This window comes from Paenibacillus sp. sg306046 (genome assembly GCF_059821225.1).
The window spans coordinates 108,052-125,260 of the sequence record NZ_JCAMRT010000004.1 but is presented as its reverse complement, the minus strand read 5'-3'; the positions used below and the strand labels follow the sequence as shown (position 1 = coordinate 125,260).

General features: G+C 58.2%; 11 protein-coding genes. 1 reads left to right on the top strand and 10 read right to left on the bottom strand.

Annotated features, from left to right (window positions below; all coding sequences use genetic code 11):
* Positions 1-164: 164 nt before the first annotated feature.
* From AC6ROY_RS05440 to AC6ROY_RS05415, 6 genes are all read right to left on the bottom strand, one after another.
* Positions 165-2,381, bottom strand: a complete 2,217-nt coding sequence (locus AC6ROY_RS05440) for a glycoside hydrolase family 88/105 protein (RefSeq protein ID WP_500099055.1) — start codon at positions 2,379-2,381, stop codon at positions 165-167.
* Positions 2,382-2,404: 23 nt separating this feature from the next.
* Positions 2,405-3,961 carry a type 2 periplasmic-binding domain-containing protein gene (locus AC6ROY_RS05435; RefSeq protein ID WP_500099054.1) on the bottom strand — a complete coding sequence of 519 codons (1,557 nt, stop codon included), beginning with the start codon at positions 3,959-3,961 and terminating at the stop codon, positions 2,405-2,407.
* A gap of 235 nt (positions 3,962-4,196) precedes the next feature.
* Positions 4,197-6,494 carry a helix-turn-helix domain-containing protein gene (locus AC6ROY_RS05430; RefSeq protein ID WP_500099052.1) on the bottom strand — a complete coding sequence of 766 codons (2,298 nt, stop codon included), beginning with the start codon at positions 6,492-6,494 and terminating at the stop codon, positions 4,197-4,199.
* Between the two features lie 117 nt (positions 6,495-6,611).
* Positions 6,612-7,478, bottom strand: coding sequence for a carbohydrate ABC transporter permease (locus tag AC6ROY_RS05425; protein ID WP_500099051.1), 867 nt, complete (start codon positions 7,476-7,478; stop codon positions 6,612-6,614).
* 28 nt (positions 7,479-7,506) lie between these two features.
* Positions 7,507-8,472, bottom strand: a complete 966-nt coding sequence (locus tag AC6ROY_RS05420) for an ABC transporter permease (RefSeq protein ID WP_500099276.1) — start codon at positions 8,470-8,472, stop codon at positions 7,507-7,509.
* Between the two features lie 209 nt (positions 8,473-8,681).
* Positions 8,682-12,044, bottom strand: a complete 3,363-nt coding sequence (locus AC6ROY_RS05415; protein WP_500099049.1) for a glycosyl hydrolase — start codon at positions 12,042-12,044, stop codon at positions 8,682-8,684.
* Between the two features lie 280 nt (positions 12,045-12,324).
* On the opposite strand from AC6ROY_RS05415, the gene AC6ROY_RS05410 reads away from it, so the two are divergent.
* On the top strand, positions 12,325-13,887 hold the full coding sequence (locus tag AC6ROY_RS05410) for a YifB family Mg chelatase-like AAA ATPase (protein ID WP_500099048.1): 1,563 nt from the start codon (positions 12,325-12,327) through the stop codon (positions 13,885-13,887).
* Positions 13,888-13,976: 89 nt separating this feature from the next.
* Here the strand turns inward: AC6ROY_RS05410 and AC6ROY_RS05405 are convergent, their stop codons facing one another.
* Genes AC6ROY_RS05405 through AC6ROY_RS05390 form a run of 4 tightly spaced genes read right to left on the bottom strand, consistent with a single transcriptional unit; the run spans position 13,977 to position 16,764 of the window.
* Entirely contained in the window at positions 13,977-14,354 is a 378-nt protein-coding gene (locus tag AC6ROY_RS05405; protein ID WP_500099047.1) for a YraN family protein, read from the bottom strand.
* Complete coding sequence (locus AC6ROY_RS05400; RefSeq protein WP_500099046.1) at positions 14,351-14,647, bottom strand: EscU/YscU/HrcU family type III secretion system export apparatus switch protein; 297 nt, start codon at positions 14,645-14,647, stop codon at positions 14,351-14,353. The genes AC6ROY_RS05405 and AC6ROY_RS05400 overlap by 4 nt, the downstream gene beginning before the upstream one ends.
* Positions 14,644-15,705 carry a hypothetical protein gene (locus AC6ROY_RS05395; protein WP_500099045.1) on the bottom strand — a complete coding sequence of 354 codons (1,062 nt, stop codon included), beginning with the start codon at positions 15,703-15,705 and terminating at the stop codon, positions 14,644-14,646. Before AC6ROY_RS05395 ends, AC6ROY_RS05400 begins: the two co-directional genes overlap by 4 nt.
* Before the next feature lie 33 nt (positions 15,706-15,738).
* Entirely contained in the window at positions 15,739-16,764 is a 1,026-nt protein-coding gene (locus AC6ROY_RS05390) for a TP0910 N-terminal domain-containing protein (RefSeq protein ID WP_500099044.1), read from the bottom strand.
* Between the last annotated feature and the right edge of the window lie 445 nt (positions 16,765-17,209).

Here is a 17,209-nt window from a genome sequence, read left to right as displayed (position 1 = left end):
GTTTCCTTAGTTTTTGTAGGAAGTTGGCGATTCAACTTTTTTATTGAAGGTTAAAATATATGTTTTCGCCAGCAAACGCCCTCAGCGAACAACCAGCGGAAAAAGCCTTCGCGCCGGAAAAATAAGGCAGTGCGAAGGCTCTCTCAGGTTGTGCCCGTGTACAGCTAAGCTTGTGCAGAAGAAACCGGCTGCGCCGCAGTCGCCTCTTCCGCCTGGAGCAGACGCTCCACCTGCAGCACCTCGATCCCCGCCAGCAGAACAATCCCGATGCCGTGTGTATCGTTCAGCAGCCATTGCAGGTCGTGCTTGTAATAATCGGCGTTAAACGAATAGCCGGACCCGCGGCATACGCCATAAATGTTGCCGAAGCGGTCAATTGCCCGCCCCGTCATGCCTTGCCAGCCGCGGATGACCGCCTCCAGATACGTGTCGCCGTCCTCCAGCCAGCCGAACCGGAGCCCGCGCGCCATCGCATACACAAACATCGACGTGCAGGACGTCTCCTCGTACGATTCCGGGTCCGTCAGCACTTGATGCCACAGCCCGTTCACGCCCTGCAGCCGCAAAAATCCGGCGCACAGCTCGCGGAAAAACGCCAGCAGCTCCGCACGCTGCGGATGACTGTCCGGCAGCGCCTCCAGCAGCTCCGACAGCGAAAACAGCACCCAGCCGTTTCCGCGGCCCCAGGCAACCATCGTCGGCTTATCCAGCGTCAGATCGTACACGTGGGACATAATTTGCAGCTCCGGCCGATACATCAGCTCTTTGTACTGGATAAATTGATTCGCCGCATCATCCAGCCCGCTCATGTCGCCCGTAAGCCGGTAATAACGGCTCAGAAACGGCACGCTCATGTACAGATCATCGCACCAGATCGTCTCATGCGTAAAGTCGGCCAGCCGCGGCTGGCGGTACAACGCGCCCGTGGACAGCCGCTCCTGTCCGCTGCCGATATAATCGGCAACAACCTGCACAACCTCCTCGGCGCCCTCGATCGGCTGCTCCCGCAGCGCCAGCAGCAGCGTTGCGCCGAACGAGCCGCAATCATCGAGACTGTCCAGCGTAGCCAGCGTATTCAGCACGCCGGAGGCGCCGAAGCGCTGTTTGTCCCAGAGCGCGTAGCGGTACAGCCGCACGCACGCTGTCATATGCGCATGCACGTACGCCTTGATATCGGCGCGATCCAGCAGCTTGCCGGTTTGCAGCACCCCGTACAGCGTCACGCCGAGCGGATAATTCCATTTGCCGAACAACGCATTTTCGGTAAATAACCGCACCCACACCTGCGGCTGGTCCAGCCGCCAGAAGGTGCCGCCGTCGCGTGTCCCGATCAGCGAGTCAAGCGCCTGATCACCGTGAGGCAGCGGCTCATCCGCTTCAAAGAGGCCGGCATACAGCCACGGGTCGCGGCTGCCTGCCACCGGGCGCGGACTGGCAAGCTTCAAGCCTTGCGGCAGCTCGCCCAGTGTGAAGCCCCAGTTCCCCGTACCCGCTTCCGCCCGCACAAGCAGCTCATGCTTGCCGTACTTGAGCTGAAGCGGCAGCTTAAACTCGCCGGCTTCCGTCACCTTCAGCACGCGCTCCCCGCCGACGTACAGCTCCAGCGGACCGGCGGCCTGGCCGCGCAGCGTTGCCGTGCAGACGCCCCGGCCTTCGCTGAACAAGCTGGTCCGGGCAACCGCATAACGTCCGGCAATCGCTGCGCTGCGGCCGAAAATGCGGGCGAGCGGCGTCAGCTGCCGATCTTCCGCCGACCAGTCAAGCCGCGGATACCAGACGACCGCACTGTCCGACTCGCGGCTCCCGGCTTCGGGAAGCTGCGCCCACACTTCGTCCTGCGGCTCGCTATAGATCCACCCTTCATGACCGTCGCGCTCCGGAGTCGGAGCGACGACATGAATCGGATTGCTTTTGAAGGAGCCCGGCCCGAACGCCCCGCCACAGCCTGCCTCTGTTTTCGTAAACAGCAGCACGAAGTCATTCCAGCCCTGGCGAAGCGGAACCGTTACCGGTATTTTCAACCGGTCGTTCAGCTCCTGTGAAATATTCGCCTTAAACTGCAGCTCGCCATTGGCGAAAAACTGCACTGGCCCGCCGCAAAATAAATGAAACGTCATGGGCGCATCCTGATCGCTCCAAAACTTCGACCAGGCGTACACATATTGTCCATTGCGCAGCGAAGGAAAACGCTGAACCATATTAAAGTCGTAACAATAGTTTGCTCGTTTGACGATACCAGCCTCGCTAAACGCCCGGTACTTCACCGGATGCGGCGGATGATGCCCGATGTAACGGTTCGCAATCGTCGCCAGTACTTCGCCGACGGCGCCGCCCCCGGCCGCTCCGATGTTTTCCCGTTCGTTCACGTAAGGTTTACTCATCTCCGCTCCATCTCCCGCTCTCTCTATTTGCCTGCGCGCTTCTGGTAAGCTTCCGTCAGCTCTTGACCCATTTTGACGACGTCCGCATCCGTCTTGTACTTGGCAACAAAATCATCCCAGGCGGTAATCGGCTCGCGGCCAAGAATAATTTTGGTCTTCAGGTCCATGACCTTCTTCTCAAACTCTGCCGAAGCTTTGAGCGCCGTCGGCGAATACAAACCGATCGTGACATCCGCCACACTCGTTTTGGCGCGCTCGTCCTGGATTTTACGATACAGCTCATCCGCATCCTTCGGGAACGTAACCTTGGTCGAGCTGGCGTAAGGATCGGCAACATAAACGATCTGGTTGAAGTCAGGGCCGTTGTCTGCCGCCAGCTTCTCGGTGTCGATAACCTTCTGTCCATCCTTCACCGTGTGATGCGTGCCTTCCAGGCCATACTGCTGAAGCGCAAATACGTCATCGTTCATCCACGTATCGACCAGCTTCAAAATTTGCTTCATTTTTACTTCAGGAACCGATTTCGGAATCGCCATCAAGCCGTTGAAGCCAGGACCTTTCGGGTTAAAGCCGTTCAGACTGGTCAGCGGGTAAAAATCAGTCGGCTTGAAGTTCGGGTCCAGGTTTTTCATTTTGTTGTAGTAGTCGCTTTGCATCGTACCGGCCTTCTCGGCGATCATGCCGGCTTTGCCCGCCCGGAACAGATCACCCGTCTGCGACAGCTTGAGCGAAGCAAAATCTTCCGGAATCAGCTTGTCCTTGTACATGTTTGTCATGTATTCAATCGCTTTGCGCGTTTCCGGCAGGAAGGCTGTATTGACCAGCTTGCCGTCCACGACTTTCCATTTATCATTTTTCACGTTAGCCCCGGTGAAGCTGTTTTCGATCGCCGCAAGCGTTCCCATATCAGCAGGCGGATTCAAATAAGCGGCCAACGCCGTCGTATCATTTTTGCCGTTTTTGTCCGGGTCCTTCTCCGCGAACGCTTTCATGACCGTGTACAGCTCGTCGGTTGTTGTCGGCACCTGCAGCCCCAGGTTATCCAGCCAGTCCTTGCGGAGGACGATAAACATGTCGGCTTCAGACGGACGCGGACGCGGAATACCGTAGTTTTTGCCGTCCTGCATTTTCGTCAGCTGCCAGGCCGTTTCGGAAACCTTGCCGCTCAGGTTCGGGTAATCCTTGATGAAGGGCGCAATATCCCAGAATGCGCCTTGCGTAACGGCATTGCGGAATACCGGGCTGAACGGATCGTTAATGAGCACCAGGTTCGGAATGTCGCCGGACGCCAGCGTTACATTCAGCTTATCGGTATAGTTATTGGCCGATACCCACTGGATCGTCATTTTGGAATTGGTCGCCTTCTCAATCGCACGCTTGATTACGTTATCGTCCGCCGGCGGCGTCGATCCGATCAGATTGGTCATGATCGTCAGCTCCAGCGGTCCGTTTTCTCCGCTGGCGTTCGTATTGCCTGCACCCGAGCCGCCGCCGCATGCCGCCAGCATCATGGACATGGCCAGTGCAGACGTCATGACGGCCATCGGCTTGCTCAGACCGTTTCTTTTTGTTTGTTTCATGTTCAGGTTCCTCCCTTTTAGTTGGATGGCTCATGCAACTCCGCTGCCACAAGCCCAACAGTAGACGATCGGGCTTCGCACCGGCAATTCGAATCTTTTGCACGCGCTGCGCCAGCCGTTAAGACATTTTTGTCGCTTGGAGTTCTATGCCGGACGCGGCTTTACGCGGCTTTACGCGGCTTTATACGGCTTGTCGCCGCTTTCCGGCTCTTTCCCCGCGTCCTGCCGTAACCGGCTAAGGACGGTTCAACTCGCGGTAACGGCTTGGCGTTATGCCCTCGTATTTTTTGAACAGCCGGTTGAAGTAGCTGTGCTGGTAGCCGACGCGCTCCGCGACCTCATTGATTTTCAGCTCGCTGTCCTTCAGCAGCTTCTTCGCCTGCTCTATCCGCAAATTCGTTAAATAATCAATAAAATTAACGCCGGCATTCTGCTTAAATGCCCGGCTCAGCGTATACGGACTCGTTCCGAACATATCGGCGCAAAATTCCAGCGACAGCCCGGTCATATAATGCTCATGCAAATACAGCATGACCTTCTCGACAATTTGACCGAGATGCACATCCTGCCTGCTGATCATTTCCTGGACAAACACGTGCACGACTTTATGCTGGAACCACTTGAGCATTTCGTCCCGCTCCTTGATGTCCGCCAGCTGCTCGTACAGATTGGCGTTGCCATACAGCTGAAGCGGGTTCATCCCGGATTGCAGCGCGGCATATCGGACACTGCCGAGCAGCTGCAGCATCCCCTGCTGAATGACAAACTCGGTAGAGCCGCCTTCCGACAGCTCCTCCATAAATTGACGGATCAGCTCGGCCGCCTCGTCCTCCAGCCCGTTGCGGATTGCCTGAATAATGTCTTTGTCCAGCGTAAACGGATAAGCGCCGTCCTGCTCCTGGTAATTGCGGCCAAGCTTTCCGGTCCAGATGAGCTGGTTGTCATCCAGCAGCTCCCGATACGCCATCGCCTGCCGCACCTCCTCGAATAGCTGGGGGATATGTTTAGCTGTGTAGCCCCATTGACTGATCGCAATCGTCACCTGCATGCGGATCAGCTCGTTGATCGTCTGCGTCAGCTCCTGGCACAGCTTCTCCAGGCTGCCCTCCAGCCAGCGGCCCGGCTGCTCCAGCGGCAATGCCAGCAGCACGCCGATCGTAAAGTTGTGAAAATTAATAACCTCTGCCTGATCATTGTGCTTACGCACCAGTTCCTCAATAACATTGGCCGCGGCAAACGTCACCAGGTCCTCATCCCCATGCGAAAATCGCCCGGTCAAGTTGGAAAAGCCGGTCAGACGCACCATGCAGACGACATATTGCTGCCCTTCCGTCTCCCAGCCGTAATGGCTCATCCGCTCCTGAATTTCATGCTCGCGGAGCGCAAACAGATGGCCTTGCGCCAGCTGCAGGAAGAAGCCCTCGCGCAGCACAGGCAGCTGCTCCTTGAGCTTCGAGCGCAGCGATTCGCTCTCCTGCGCCTGATGCTGCCAATGCCCCTCCAGCATGTCGAACTCATCCCGACCTTCGGCGCCCTTGCCCCCGGTCAGCTGGCTGATCAAACGCTCCAGCGGGGAGTAAATGCGACGGGATACAAACCAGGACAAGATTAACGCCAGCACAAGCCCGGTTGAGCTGATCGCCAAAATCCATTTGGACAGCGTCACCACAGGCGCCGTAATAAAGTTCAGCGGGGACGCAGAAATATACACCCAGGTTTGACCCAGGCGGTTGAACTCGCCATAGGAAACCGAGTAGCTCTCCTGCTTGTAGTCAAACAAAAACGACTCCTGCGTCTCATTATGCTTGCCATACTCCTCGCGCAGCGCCGCTTCCATCGCCTGATCGGCAGGTCCGCCTGTGGAAACCACCCAGCCGCTCTGCTTGTCCATCAACAGCGTCAACCCTTCATTATGCGGCGTCAGCGTGCTGAGCAGCGTGCGCAGCTTGCCCAGATTAACGGTCGCCACAAGCGCTCCGAACGGCTCCGCGCTCGCTCCCGGCAATTTATTGACCAGTGAGATCGTGTTGGCATGCAGCCCGGTTTCGCTGCCATGCGCCCATGAAGCTGAGCGCGGCAGCGCCAGTAAAGATAAATAAGACTGCGCCTGCTGCGCTTCATCCAGAAACTCATACTTTTCCTTGCTCAAGCGCAGCGGCTTCGGCTTGTTTAAGTACAGCTCGACCTGCTCCAGCAGCGGATGCGCGCCCTCCAGCACCAGCAGCGTCCGGTACAGCTCGTGAACCTGCTCGAAGTCGCGCGCAAAGTTCAGGTCCTTGAGCCGCTCGTCAAACTTCGGATCGAACGCCCAGTGGGAAATCGTCATCTCCAGATAACTAAGCTGGTCATCCACGCCCGCCGCGCGCTGCTGAATCTGGCTTTGGTGGGATAATCGCAGCTGCTGCTCAAGCTTGCCTGTTGCGATTTTATACGTGCTAATCCCTATAATTAGTCCTGGAATGCTCGCAATCAGCAAAATCAAAATGAGACTCCGGCGGAAGTATCGGCTGTTGCTGCGGTATTTTCGTTGCATTTCTGTCCATGCTCTGCTGACTCGCGTCAAGATGACTCACCTTCCACAACTGAATGATCTTAACCCCATTCGACATGACACGACAGATTCCTTTTTACCGTCTGCCGCCAGGGAGGCTTACCCTTTGACCGAGCCGACCATGGCGCCCTTGGCAAAGTGCTTCTGCAAAAACGGATACACCAGCAAAATTGGCACTGTGGCAACAACGACAGCAGCCATTTTAAGCGTCTCGGTCGGCGGCGCAGCCGTGACCGCATCAGCCCGCAGCTCGGCGTTGTTGGCGTTGAGCAAAATATTTTGCAGCAGCACCTGCAGCGGCCATTTCGCAGCGTCGTTAATGTAGATCAGCGCGTTAAAAAACTGGTTCCAGTAGCCCACCGCGTAAAACAGACCGAAGGCGGCCAGCGACGGCAGCGACAGCGGCAGGATGATGCGGAAAAATACGGACAAATCGTTGCAGCCGTCCATCGAAGCGGACTCTTCCAGCTCGGCCGGAATGCTGTCGAAAAAGTTTTTCATCAAAATGACGTTCCAGCCGCTTGCCAGCGCAGGTAAAATAAGCGACCACAGGCTATTGATCAGATGCAGCTCACGCACGAGCATATAGTTCGGAATAATGCCCGGGCTGAACAAAATGGTAATCAAAATAAGCAGCAAAATAAATTTGCGTCCGCGCAGCCGCTTACGCGACAGCGTATAAGCAAGCGCCGCCGTCACAACCAGCGAGCACGCGGTTCCCATCAGTGTCAAATACACACTGACGCCGAGCGAACGGGAAAACGCGCCGTTGGAAAGCAGAAAACGGTACGATTCCAGCGACCACGACTCGGGAAACAGCACAAAGCTCTTCTTCAAATATTCCACCGGATCGGTAAAGGATACAATAATGACATAATAAAGCGGAAAAAACGTCACGATGGCAATAAGCGCCAGCAGCAAAATATTCAGTCCGCTCAGCAGGCGGTCGCCCAATCCTTGATTCATGCTTGTCCTCCTCCTTGGCCTTTCCGTTTTAATAAACGCCTTCTTCGCCCATTTTTTTGGCGATTTTGTTGGCAATGATGACCAGCGTCAGCCCGACCAGCGACTTAAATAAGCCGGCTGCCGTACTGTAGCTGAACTGGCCTTGCTGAATGCCGACCCGGTACACATACGTATCAAACACCTCGGCGACCTCGGACACCGCACCGTTGTACATCAGAAACACTTGCTCAAAGCCGACATCCATCATGTGGCCCAGACGCAAAATAAGCAGGACAACAATGACGCTACGGATCGCCGGCAGCGTAATATGCCACATTTGCTTCAATCTGCCGGCTCCGTCGATCCGCGCAGCTTCATACACGCCGGGATCAATGCTCGCCATCGCTGCGAGAAACAGGATCGTGCCCCAGCCGCATTCCTTCCAGATCGACTGGAACGTCAGCATAATCCAGAACAGATCGGAATTCGTCAGAAAGTCGATTCTGCTCGCGCCGACCGCCTCCAGAAACTTGTTCACCAAGCCTTCGCCCTTGGCAAACAGCAGGAAGGTCAGGCCGGAAATAATAACCCAGGACAGGAAATGCGGCATGTATACAATCGATTGGACAAGCCGCTTATAGATCATGTTCCGCACCTCATTAAGCATCAACGAAAGCACGATCGGCAGTGGAAAAAATAAAATCAGGCTCAGCAGGTTAATCGCCATCGTATTGCGGAACAGCATCGCAAATTCCGGGTTGGAGAAGAAACGCTGAAAATGCTCAAGCCCTACCCATTCACTGCCGGTGATTCCGGCAAAGGGCGAATAATTTTGAAATGCGATCACGATGCCCCACATCGGTCCGTACTTGAACAGCAGAAAAAAAATAAGGCCCGGCAGCGCAAGCAAATATAAATATTTGTCCCGCTTGATATCTCTCCATAAGGCGCTCAGGGCGCTGCGCTTCGGACGCTGACCCTTCGTGGCCGCCGCATTGGTTTGCGGCATCATCATTGACATCGTTATGTTCCCCTCTCCTGCCTATTCTCGGCTGCAGCTTTGTACCGCTTGCTACCCACGGTAACGGACAGCGGCTTCAACTGACAATCGGAGAGTTTTGTACGGCTGCGGGCATAGCAAACAGCCCGCAAGATGTCGGCTGCGACATTTTTGCGGGCTGCGACTTTTATGCAAAGCCTAGGTAAATCAACGGTTTGCGGGGTTTAACCCGCCGTGTGTACAGACCTTAGCTCATGAGAGGCATAGTGGAAATACTTGCCCTCCAGCAGACCGATCAGCGTGCCTGTTACCCGCACCTCGATCCGGTTTTCCCCGCTGTGCAGCCAAGCGGCCGATCCTGTCCAACGGTAAGGAGACCAGGCGCGAACGCCAAGCGAATGTCCGTTGACAAGCACCTCGGCGCTGTCGTGGAACTCCGTATCGAGCTGATCGAGAACAAGCTCAAACTCGCCGGAGGCAACCCAGCCGGATAGCTCCACCGTACGCTCGAAGGCGAATCGCCCGGCGTAATACGGATAACCGGGATACGGACCGGCCTTCAACGGCGCCTGCTGTACAGCGGACGGCTGAAGCACAACCTGCTGCTCCGCGTCGAACCGTACATCGAAGGCGCCCGTCACATACACCGCATCAACGAGACCGTCCCAGTCATGCGCGATCTCAACCTCAATTTCAATGACGTTCACGCCTGGCTGCACATAAGCGCTGATGACCGCACTTTGATTGCGGTGATCGTACAGGAAATACGGCTGGAAGTCGGCGGCCGTCAGCTTATGCCCATTGACCGCAATCGTCCAGCTGCCGGACAAGGCAGCCTGATCGACAACAAGCCGCATTCCGTTTGCAACCGGTCCCTGGACCGTCAGCGCTGTGATGTACCGCGCATGCAGCGGATACGCCAGCTCCAGCTTCATCGGCGTGCCAAACAGCTGATCCATCGTCACCGGCAGCGTATGACCGGCGGCCAGATCGGCGCATTGATCAATAAACGTCTTGACCGGCACCCGGTCCGCGGCCAGCAGACGCTCGCCCCCCGGACGGCTGACCTCCAGACGGAACGTATCCAGTCTGACCGCGTTGTCCTGTAAAGCGCTCAGGCTCCACATGCCGCCGCTATCGACGCTCAGATGCTGGCGCTCCGCCGGTGCAGCCTGTGCTTGCCCGGCATCGGCGCGAGGCGTGCGGACGATCTGAATGAGCCTGGATTCATACGCCGCCAGCTTGACCGGCAGCTGCCAGGCCGAACCGTCGCGGCGTCCTGCCAGCACGGCTTCACTGCCATCGTCAAGCGACAGCTCGCAGAACGCCGCCTCGCTTTCCCCGGCCAGACTGCCCGCGTCTGTCCACAACTGCTCCTCCACCTGCAGCAGCAGCTCATGCTCCCGGTCTTCCTGATTGCTGATGAAATACAGCGCCTGATCTGCGGATACGTAACGCAGCTGCGTCAGCAAGCCGCGGCCGCGGTCGGCCGGCAGCAGCTTCACCGCCGCCGGCTGAAGCTCGTCCAGCAGCGTGAACAATCGCTCCTCCACCGCCGTCTGGTCGGCGGCTTCGCCGAATGGCAAATAATACCCGGCGGTTACGCCTTTACTCCAGCTCAGCTCTCGCTGCGCAGGGGACGGCGCTGCCGAATCGGCGGCCATACCTTCCGCTCCCGTCACGAGCACTTCCGCAGCCGCAGCGCCTTCAGCGGCGGCTGCCTCCCAGAAGCCCGCCGGAACGGTCCGCTCCAGCCCGAAGGCCTGCCCCAGCAGGTCAGCTTCGCCTGCCAGCCCGCCAAGCTGCTCTCCAGGAAGCTGGCCAAGCGAAATCACGGTGCCGCCCGCTTGCAGGAAAGCGATCACCTTCCGGATCGCTCCGGCCTCCAGATTCGTCAGCGGCGGCAGCACCAGCACCTTGTAGCGGGCCTGGCCGACGACAAGCTGCCCTTGCTCAATATCCGCTTGGGCGAGCAGCCCCGCATCAAGCTCATCATAATCGTGATCGCTTTTGATAAGCGCGCTGCCGATCCCGCCCCACCAGCGCTTCAACGCCTCCAGTCTGCGCTGCTCCTCCGGATCATGGCCGCCATACGTAAAGCCATGGAACGGATTGCCCATCTCCGCCCAGAGCGAGGTTGTCGGCTGCAGCAGCGCAATGGAAATCGCCGCCTCTCCCTGGCTCATGACGTAGCTGATCCGTCCGGTATAATCGCCCAGCAGCCGGAAATGCTGCCAGTACGGGTTTTGCAGAAACTGCGACGGCGGCGCATCATGCTTCGTCAAGCCGTCCAGCGTATAGAAAAACGCATGGAAATTGTAAAAGTTCGTGCCGAGCGCAGCCAGCCGGTCAATCATCCACTTCGCATCCTGCAAGGTCATCGACCAGCCGACGCTGTGGAAGCATTCGATCAAATTGCGCGGCCTGCTTAGCTGTCGGGCAATCGAGCTGGTCATCTTGGCATTGTACCGGAAATTGCACGCCGCCTTCTGCAAAATCCAGTCGAGCGAGCGGCCCAGCTTCTCATGGCCGGTATCGCCTCCCGGAACATGGCTGTACAACTGGGTCGTATGGCGAACCGCCGGCACCTCGGTTACGTATTCCAGCCCGTGAGCTTCGCACCAGTCATGCACCTGCTTATGGTAGCTGTCCAGCAGCAGCTGGTGAACTGCCTCATAATAATCGTAGCGAATTTTCGCCGTGCCAGGCTCGTCGGCCAAAATAAGCGCATACAGATGGTCGCGCAGCTCGTACCCGTGCAGCTTCAGGAAAAAGTCAGTGAGCTGCGGCGACCAAGGCACATGACCCAGCAGCCCGATCTCATCCGTAAACATGCCCTTGATCGTCGTCCCGAAATAAGCGGACAAATGCTGCGCATATTTCTCATGCGTCAGCCGGATAAATGTCGCCATCGCCTCCCGGTTGCACGGATCGACGAAGGTTCCGTAATATTTAAAATCCTCGATCTCCTCTTCCTGAATGACCAGCACGTCCCACTCGCCGTCCGGCGCTTCCCAATCCAGCAGCTGAATCGTCCGGTAAGTAAAAAAACGTTTCTGATTATATGCCGTCAGTCCGGCCTTCTGGAAAATCGGGTCCGCCTGCAAATTGCCGATGCTGCCCCGGATATCCACAGCGTCCTGCCAGCTCCGCTCCCCGGCAGCGTTCACCGGTACAGCCTTGGCGTATAAAATGCGCGCCCACGGCAGCTCAAGCTTCAGGCGTTGTCCGCCAACCGCGCGCTCCGTCCGGTGAACAAGCGTGTAATGCTTCGCATCCGGATGCTCCAGCGTTACCTCGCCGCCCGCAATGCCGCTAGGATACGGGTATTCATCATACAGCCAGGCGTGCAGGCCGTATTCCGCTGCGGCCTCTACGGCCACACGCACCTTGGCAAACCAGCTGTCGGACAAGTAAGGAACCTTCAGCCCTTGGCGGGCGCATATAAAAAAACCACCGACGCCCTGCTCGGCCATTTCACGAAGTTGCAGACGAATTTGTTCGTCCTCCATCTCACCATTCCAAAACCAGAACGGATGCACGCGGTAAGCGGCTCCGGGTTGCTTGAAAGCTTGCAGCTCAAACAAGGCAGTTCCTCCTCATCATATCGGGTATGATCTTATTGAACCCCGAATAACCGGATCGGGCAATGCTACTTTTTTGTAAGGCCGGTTTGCAGCCGTTGCTTTCTTTTGCGGACTTGGACATTTTTGCACAGCGCGGCGGAATACCTCCTTTTCATACGATTTCATACGATGCAACCCGCCCTCTTGCCAATCCGGCAGACGGCGTTTACAATAAAACCAACGAACAGGCGAATGAGGAAGCACCTTGAGCCATGAACATTTCATGGGGAAGGTGTTTTTTATGTTATATGGAAAGGCCATCAGCGCTTGCCTGCATGGCGTGGAAGGCCGGTTGATCGAAGTTGAGGTGGATTTAAGCAATGGGCTGCCCCAGGTCAACATCGTTGGACTGCCGGACAATGCGGTCAAGGAATCCATCGAACGGGTGCGGGCCGCGATTAAAAATTGCGGGTTCACCTTCCCGCTGCAGCGAATTACGATTAATATGGCGCCTGCCGATATTCGCAAGGAAGGCTCGGCGTTTGACCTGGCTATTGCGCTTGGCATCTTGGCGACCAGCGGGCAGCTGGAGCCAGGGTCATTGGACGGCACGCTGGTCATCGGGGAGCTGTCGCTCGACGGCTCCATCCGTCCGGTGCCGGGTGTATTGTCCATGATGGAAGCGGCGAGGACAGGCAGCTTGACACGGGTCATCGTGCCTGCCGACAATGCCGAGGAAGCCGGCTGGATGAGCGGGTGCGCGGTGCAGCCGGCCCGGCATTTGGCGGAGTGGAGCCGGAGCGCTTCATTTGCTGCGGGCAGCGCGGCCTCTGGCGGAGTCGCTGGTGATGGAGTAACGGGGGGTGCAGGCAGCGTAGAGGATTACGCGGATGTACGCGGGCAGCAGCATGTGAAGCGGGCGCTGATGATCAGCGCGGCCGGGATGCATAACCTGATGCTTGTGGGGCCGCCGGGTACGGGCAAAACGATGCTGGCGAAGCGGCTGCCCACCATTATGCCGCCGATGGACGAGCAGGAGGCGCTGGAAGTAACCAAAATTTACAGCGTATCCGGCAAGCTGCCCGACCGCCGCCAGCTCGTGCGCAACCGACCGTTCCGCATGCCGCATCATACGATTTCAGCGGCCGGACTTGTCGGCGGCGGCGGCATTCCGAAGCCGGGCGAAATCAGCCTCGCTCACCGGGGCGTGCTGTTTCTCGACGAGCTGCCCGAATTTTCACGCGCTGCGCTGGAGGTGCTTCGCCAGCCGATGGAGGATCACTCGGTCACGATTAGCCGGGCCAAAGCCGTGTACCGCTTTCCCGCTCACTTTTTGCTGGTCGGTTCGATGAATCCATGTCCTTGCGGCTTGTTCGGGGACGCCGCCGACTACACGTCGTCAGGCTGCATCTGCTCGCCGCTTAAAGTGAGGCAGTACCGTTCCCGGATTTCCGGTCCGCTGCTGGATCGGATGGATTTGCATGTCGAGGTGCCCCGTGTGCCTTACGCCCAGCTCGCGCTCCCCGACAGCCCGCTTTCCTCGGACGCGATGAGAGAAACGGTCGAGCGCACGCACCGGATTCAGCTAAAGCGTTACCGCCAGAACGGCGTGCTGTTTAACGGCGAGTTGACCGGCAGACTGCTGCGCACGTACTGTCAGCTTGACGCGACCGCCTCCAGCCTGCTGGAGCAAGCCTTTCATGCGCTGGGCATGAGCGTTCGTTCCCATGACCGTATTTTAAAAATCGCCCGGACGATCGCCGATCTGGAGGACTGCGCGGACATCGCCAGCTCGCATGTTGCAGAAGCGCTGCAATACCGCTGCCTTGACAAAAAAACTTCCATCGAGGCCTTTCGAGGATGAGCGACCACGCTCATCGGCATACATTCATTCTTACGGGTTCTTGCGAGGATAAAAGCTTTCAGCTCACACCAAAAAATCCGCAGCGCGCCCTAGCCAAGCACGTTGCGGATATGGGTTAGCCCGGTTACTTCGCCGCCCGGATGCATACGCACGGACACGACATCAAACCGAATTTGCAGCGCATGCTTGCCTTTGAGATGAACGTACACCTTGGCCGTCTCCAGCATCTTGTGCTGCTTGCGCGCATTAACGGATTCCTCGGGTGTGCCAAATGCCGCGCCATGGCTGCGCGTACGCACCTCGACAAAAACAAGCACCCCGTTCTCCTCCGCAACCAGATCAATTTCCCCTGTCCGGCATCTCCAGTTGCGGTCGATGATGAGAAGTCCTTGCTGCTGCAAATAACCGGCTGCTTCCGCTTCACCTTGCTCACCGAGCCGCTTGCGTCCCGCCAATCGCTCCTTCAAGTCGGCTCACGCCTCCATTCCTTCGCTCTGGAGTCGGAACGGTAAATATACGAAAGCACCTCGGCCACCAGCTTGTACAGCTCCGGAGGTATTTCCTGATCAATATCCAGCTTGGACAACACCTCAACCAGGGAAGGGTCCTCTTGGATCGGCACGCCGCTTTCCTTTGCGCGCTCCATAATTTTATCGGCGATGCGGCCCGAGCCTTTCGCAATAATTTTCGGCGCGGCCGAAGCCTCCGGGGCGTACTTGAGCGCAACGGCTTTTTTTAGCGTTGACGGCTGTTCGCTCATAAGCGAATATCCACCCCTTTATACGGCTTCTGTGCATACCCGCCCGCATTGACGCCAAGCAATTGCTCCTTGCTCCCGCCTTGCCCCGCAGGCTCGTTCAGCTCACTCAGCTTATCCGGATAAGGACTGACCTTCATCGAAATAAATTGATAGCCAATCGACGCAAGTCCCCCGGCAATCTCCTCCCGGTACGCCTCCAGCAGCGCCTGGGTGTGCGGCAAATCGTTGTGCACATGCAGGCTGACAATCCGGTTCACGACCTGCACATCCACCAATGTATGTCCGAGCGCCTTCATCTGCAAATCAAACACAAGGCGGCAATTGCTCGCGTCAAGCGCGCCGTTTTTCCCTTTGCGGGATTGAATATGAATCGCGGCTGTCTGCGTGCCGTCCGCCTGCACAATCGGGACAAACATCGTCAGATGCGAAAACATGGCCGTCCGGTCATTCGTTAATAACAGCTGCTGCCCCGTAATTTGATGAACGGCCTGCTGGGCGACCTGCTTGATCTCATCTGGCGCATCGGCGGACTGGGCGAGCTGCAGCAGCACGCTTTTTAACGAATCGGCCGTTTTGTCCGGCATACCGGCCGGTTTCCCGTCCTCTGCTCCAAGTAATCTGACCGCTTGCTGCTCATGCTCAATGCCAAGCGTCTTCATCAACCGCCCCAGCATATGCTCCTGTGGCTCGGCCGGTGCGGCGCCGGCTTGCGCCTGCGGCGCTGGCGCTCCTGCGCCTGCCGCCGCGCTGTTCGCCTGCGGCGCTGGCGCTCCTGCGCCTGCCGCCGCACTGCCTGCCTGCGGTGCTGGCGCTCCCGCGCCTGCTGCCGCATTGCCTGCCTGCGGCGCTGGCGCCCCTGCGCCTGCCGCCGCACTGCCTGCCTGCGGCGCTGGCGCTCCTGCGCCTGCCGCCGCACTGCCTGCCTGCGGCGCTGGCGCTCCTGCGCCTGCCGCCGCACTTTTCGCCTGCGGCACTGGCGCTCCTGCGCCTGCCGCCGCACTGCCTGCCTGCAGCGCTGGCGCTCCTGCGCCTGCCGCCGCACTTTTCGCCTGCGGCACTGGCGCTCCTGCGCCTGCCGCCGCACTGCCTGCCTACGGCGCTGGCGCTCCTGCGCCTGCCGCCGCACTGCCTGCCTGCGGCGCTGGCGCTCCTGCGCCTGCCGCCGCACTGTTCGCCTGCGGCGCTGGCGCTCCTGCGCCTGCCGCCGCACTGCCTGCCTGCGGCGCTGGCGCTCCTGCGCCTGCTGCCGCATTGCCTGCATGCGGCGCTGGCGCTCCTGCGCCTGCCGCCGCACTGCCTGCCTGCGGCGCTGGCGCTCCTGCGCTTGCCGCCGCACTGTTCGCCTGCGGCGCTGGCGCTCCTGCGCTTGCCGCCGCACTGTTCGCCTGCGGCGCTGGCGCTCCTGCGCCTGCCGCCGCACTGCCCGTCAGCTGACTGCCCTCGTTGCGAACTTGCAGCAGCAAAGCCTTCGCCGTGTCCAGCAGCGCACGCGTTTGCGGCGTCAGCTCCTTGCCGCCTGCTTTCTCGGCTTGGTCAAGCACCGCTGACAGCTGCTCCAGCGTATCATGAAGAGGCGGGCCTTGCACCGCCTGACGCAGCGAAAGCACCGTTTCGGTCGTCAGCGGCAGCCCTTTTTGAAAGGCAAGCACGGCAGTCGGCAGCCATTCCGCTTGCGGCAGCGGTTTGCTCAGACCCGACATCGCGGTCTGCAGCTCGACAAAAGCTTTCACATTCTCCTTCGTCAACGCCACTCCGTTCTGATGCAGCTGCTGCACCAGCTGACGATTTTCCGGCGTGTCCTCCAACCCTAACGTTTTGATCACTTCGCCGAGCGATGTATCCGCAATCTGAACCTGCGAGGCTTGCAGCGGCTTCAAGACCACTTGGCCGTTAGCCGATTCGGGCTGCACCTGCAGCATCGTCAGCTCCCCCTGCTTCAACGGCGTTTCCAGTTGGGCGCGAACCTGCACACCGCCTATATTCACAATCGCCTCCTGATTCGGAAGCTGCTGCTGCACGACGCCTTTTACAACTTGTCCGACCTTCAGCTCCAGCTTTTTCGGCTCCTGAATATGCGCATCCCCGACCAGCCCGCGGATGATTCCTCCAATATTCAACGTGGCTTCCTCCTTTTGCCCGCGTGACGCATCTGCCTCGGGTCCGTTTCCTGTGCAGGAAAGCCGACGCGGGCGGACAACTCGCTGCCATCCTCCCGTGCCGGCTTTCTGCAAATTATAGCATGTACAGGCAGAGCTTTTCGTAAGATAAAATTTGTAATCTTCAGTCCAATAGTAGCGGGAGCCATTCAAGTCAGCAGCTTGTCCGCCCTCAGTAGACATCTGTCTTTTAAAAGGTGGACATTACCCCACTTTCTCTCCCACCGTCCACTTATCCAGATCTTGATCCTCACGAGCCTCAACCAACTAAATCTGGGTTTAGGCTCGCTCACGTGTCTCCAACGACATCCTATTTACATGTCCACCCTACGAAAGACAATGGCTTACAAAAGTCCTCTCCCCATGGACACTACCCGCCCCGCCGAAACGGAAGCCTTTGCTGCTG

What these genes read in the sequence shown, in the direction of transcription:
- AC6ROY_RS05440 (WP_500099055.1), bottom strand. Translation starts at nt 2,381, where the DNA reads ATGAGTAAACCTTACGTGAACGAACGGGAAAACATCGGAGCGGCCGGG.
- AC6ROY_RS05435 (WP_500099054.1), bottom strand. Translation starts at nt 3,961, where the DNA reads ATGAAACAAACAAAAAGAAACGGTCTGAGCAAGCCGATGGCCGTCATG.
- AC6ROY_RS05430 (WP_500099052.1), bottom strand. Translation starts at nt 6,494, where the DNA reads ATGCAACGAAAATACCGCAGCAACAGCCGATACTTCCGCCGGAGTCTC.
- AC6ROY_RS05425 (WP_500099051.1), bottom strand. Translation starts at nt 7,478, where the DNA reads ATGAATCAAGGATTGGGCGACCGCCTGCTGAGCGGACTGAATATTTTG.
- AC6ROY_RS05420 (WP_500099276.1), bottom strand. Translation starts at nt 8,472, where the DNA reads ATGATGATGCCGCAAACCAATGCGGCGGCCACGAAGGGTCAGCGTCCG.
- AC6ROY_RS05410 (WP_500099048.1), top strand. Translation starts at nt 12,325, where the DNA reads ATGTTATATGGAAAGGCCATCAGCGCTTGCCTGCATGGCGTGGAAGGC.
- AC6ROY_RS05400 (WP_500099046.1), bottom strand. Translation starts at nt 14,647, where the DNA reads ATGAGCGAACAGCCGTCAACGCTAAAAAAAGCCGTTGCGCTCAAGTAC.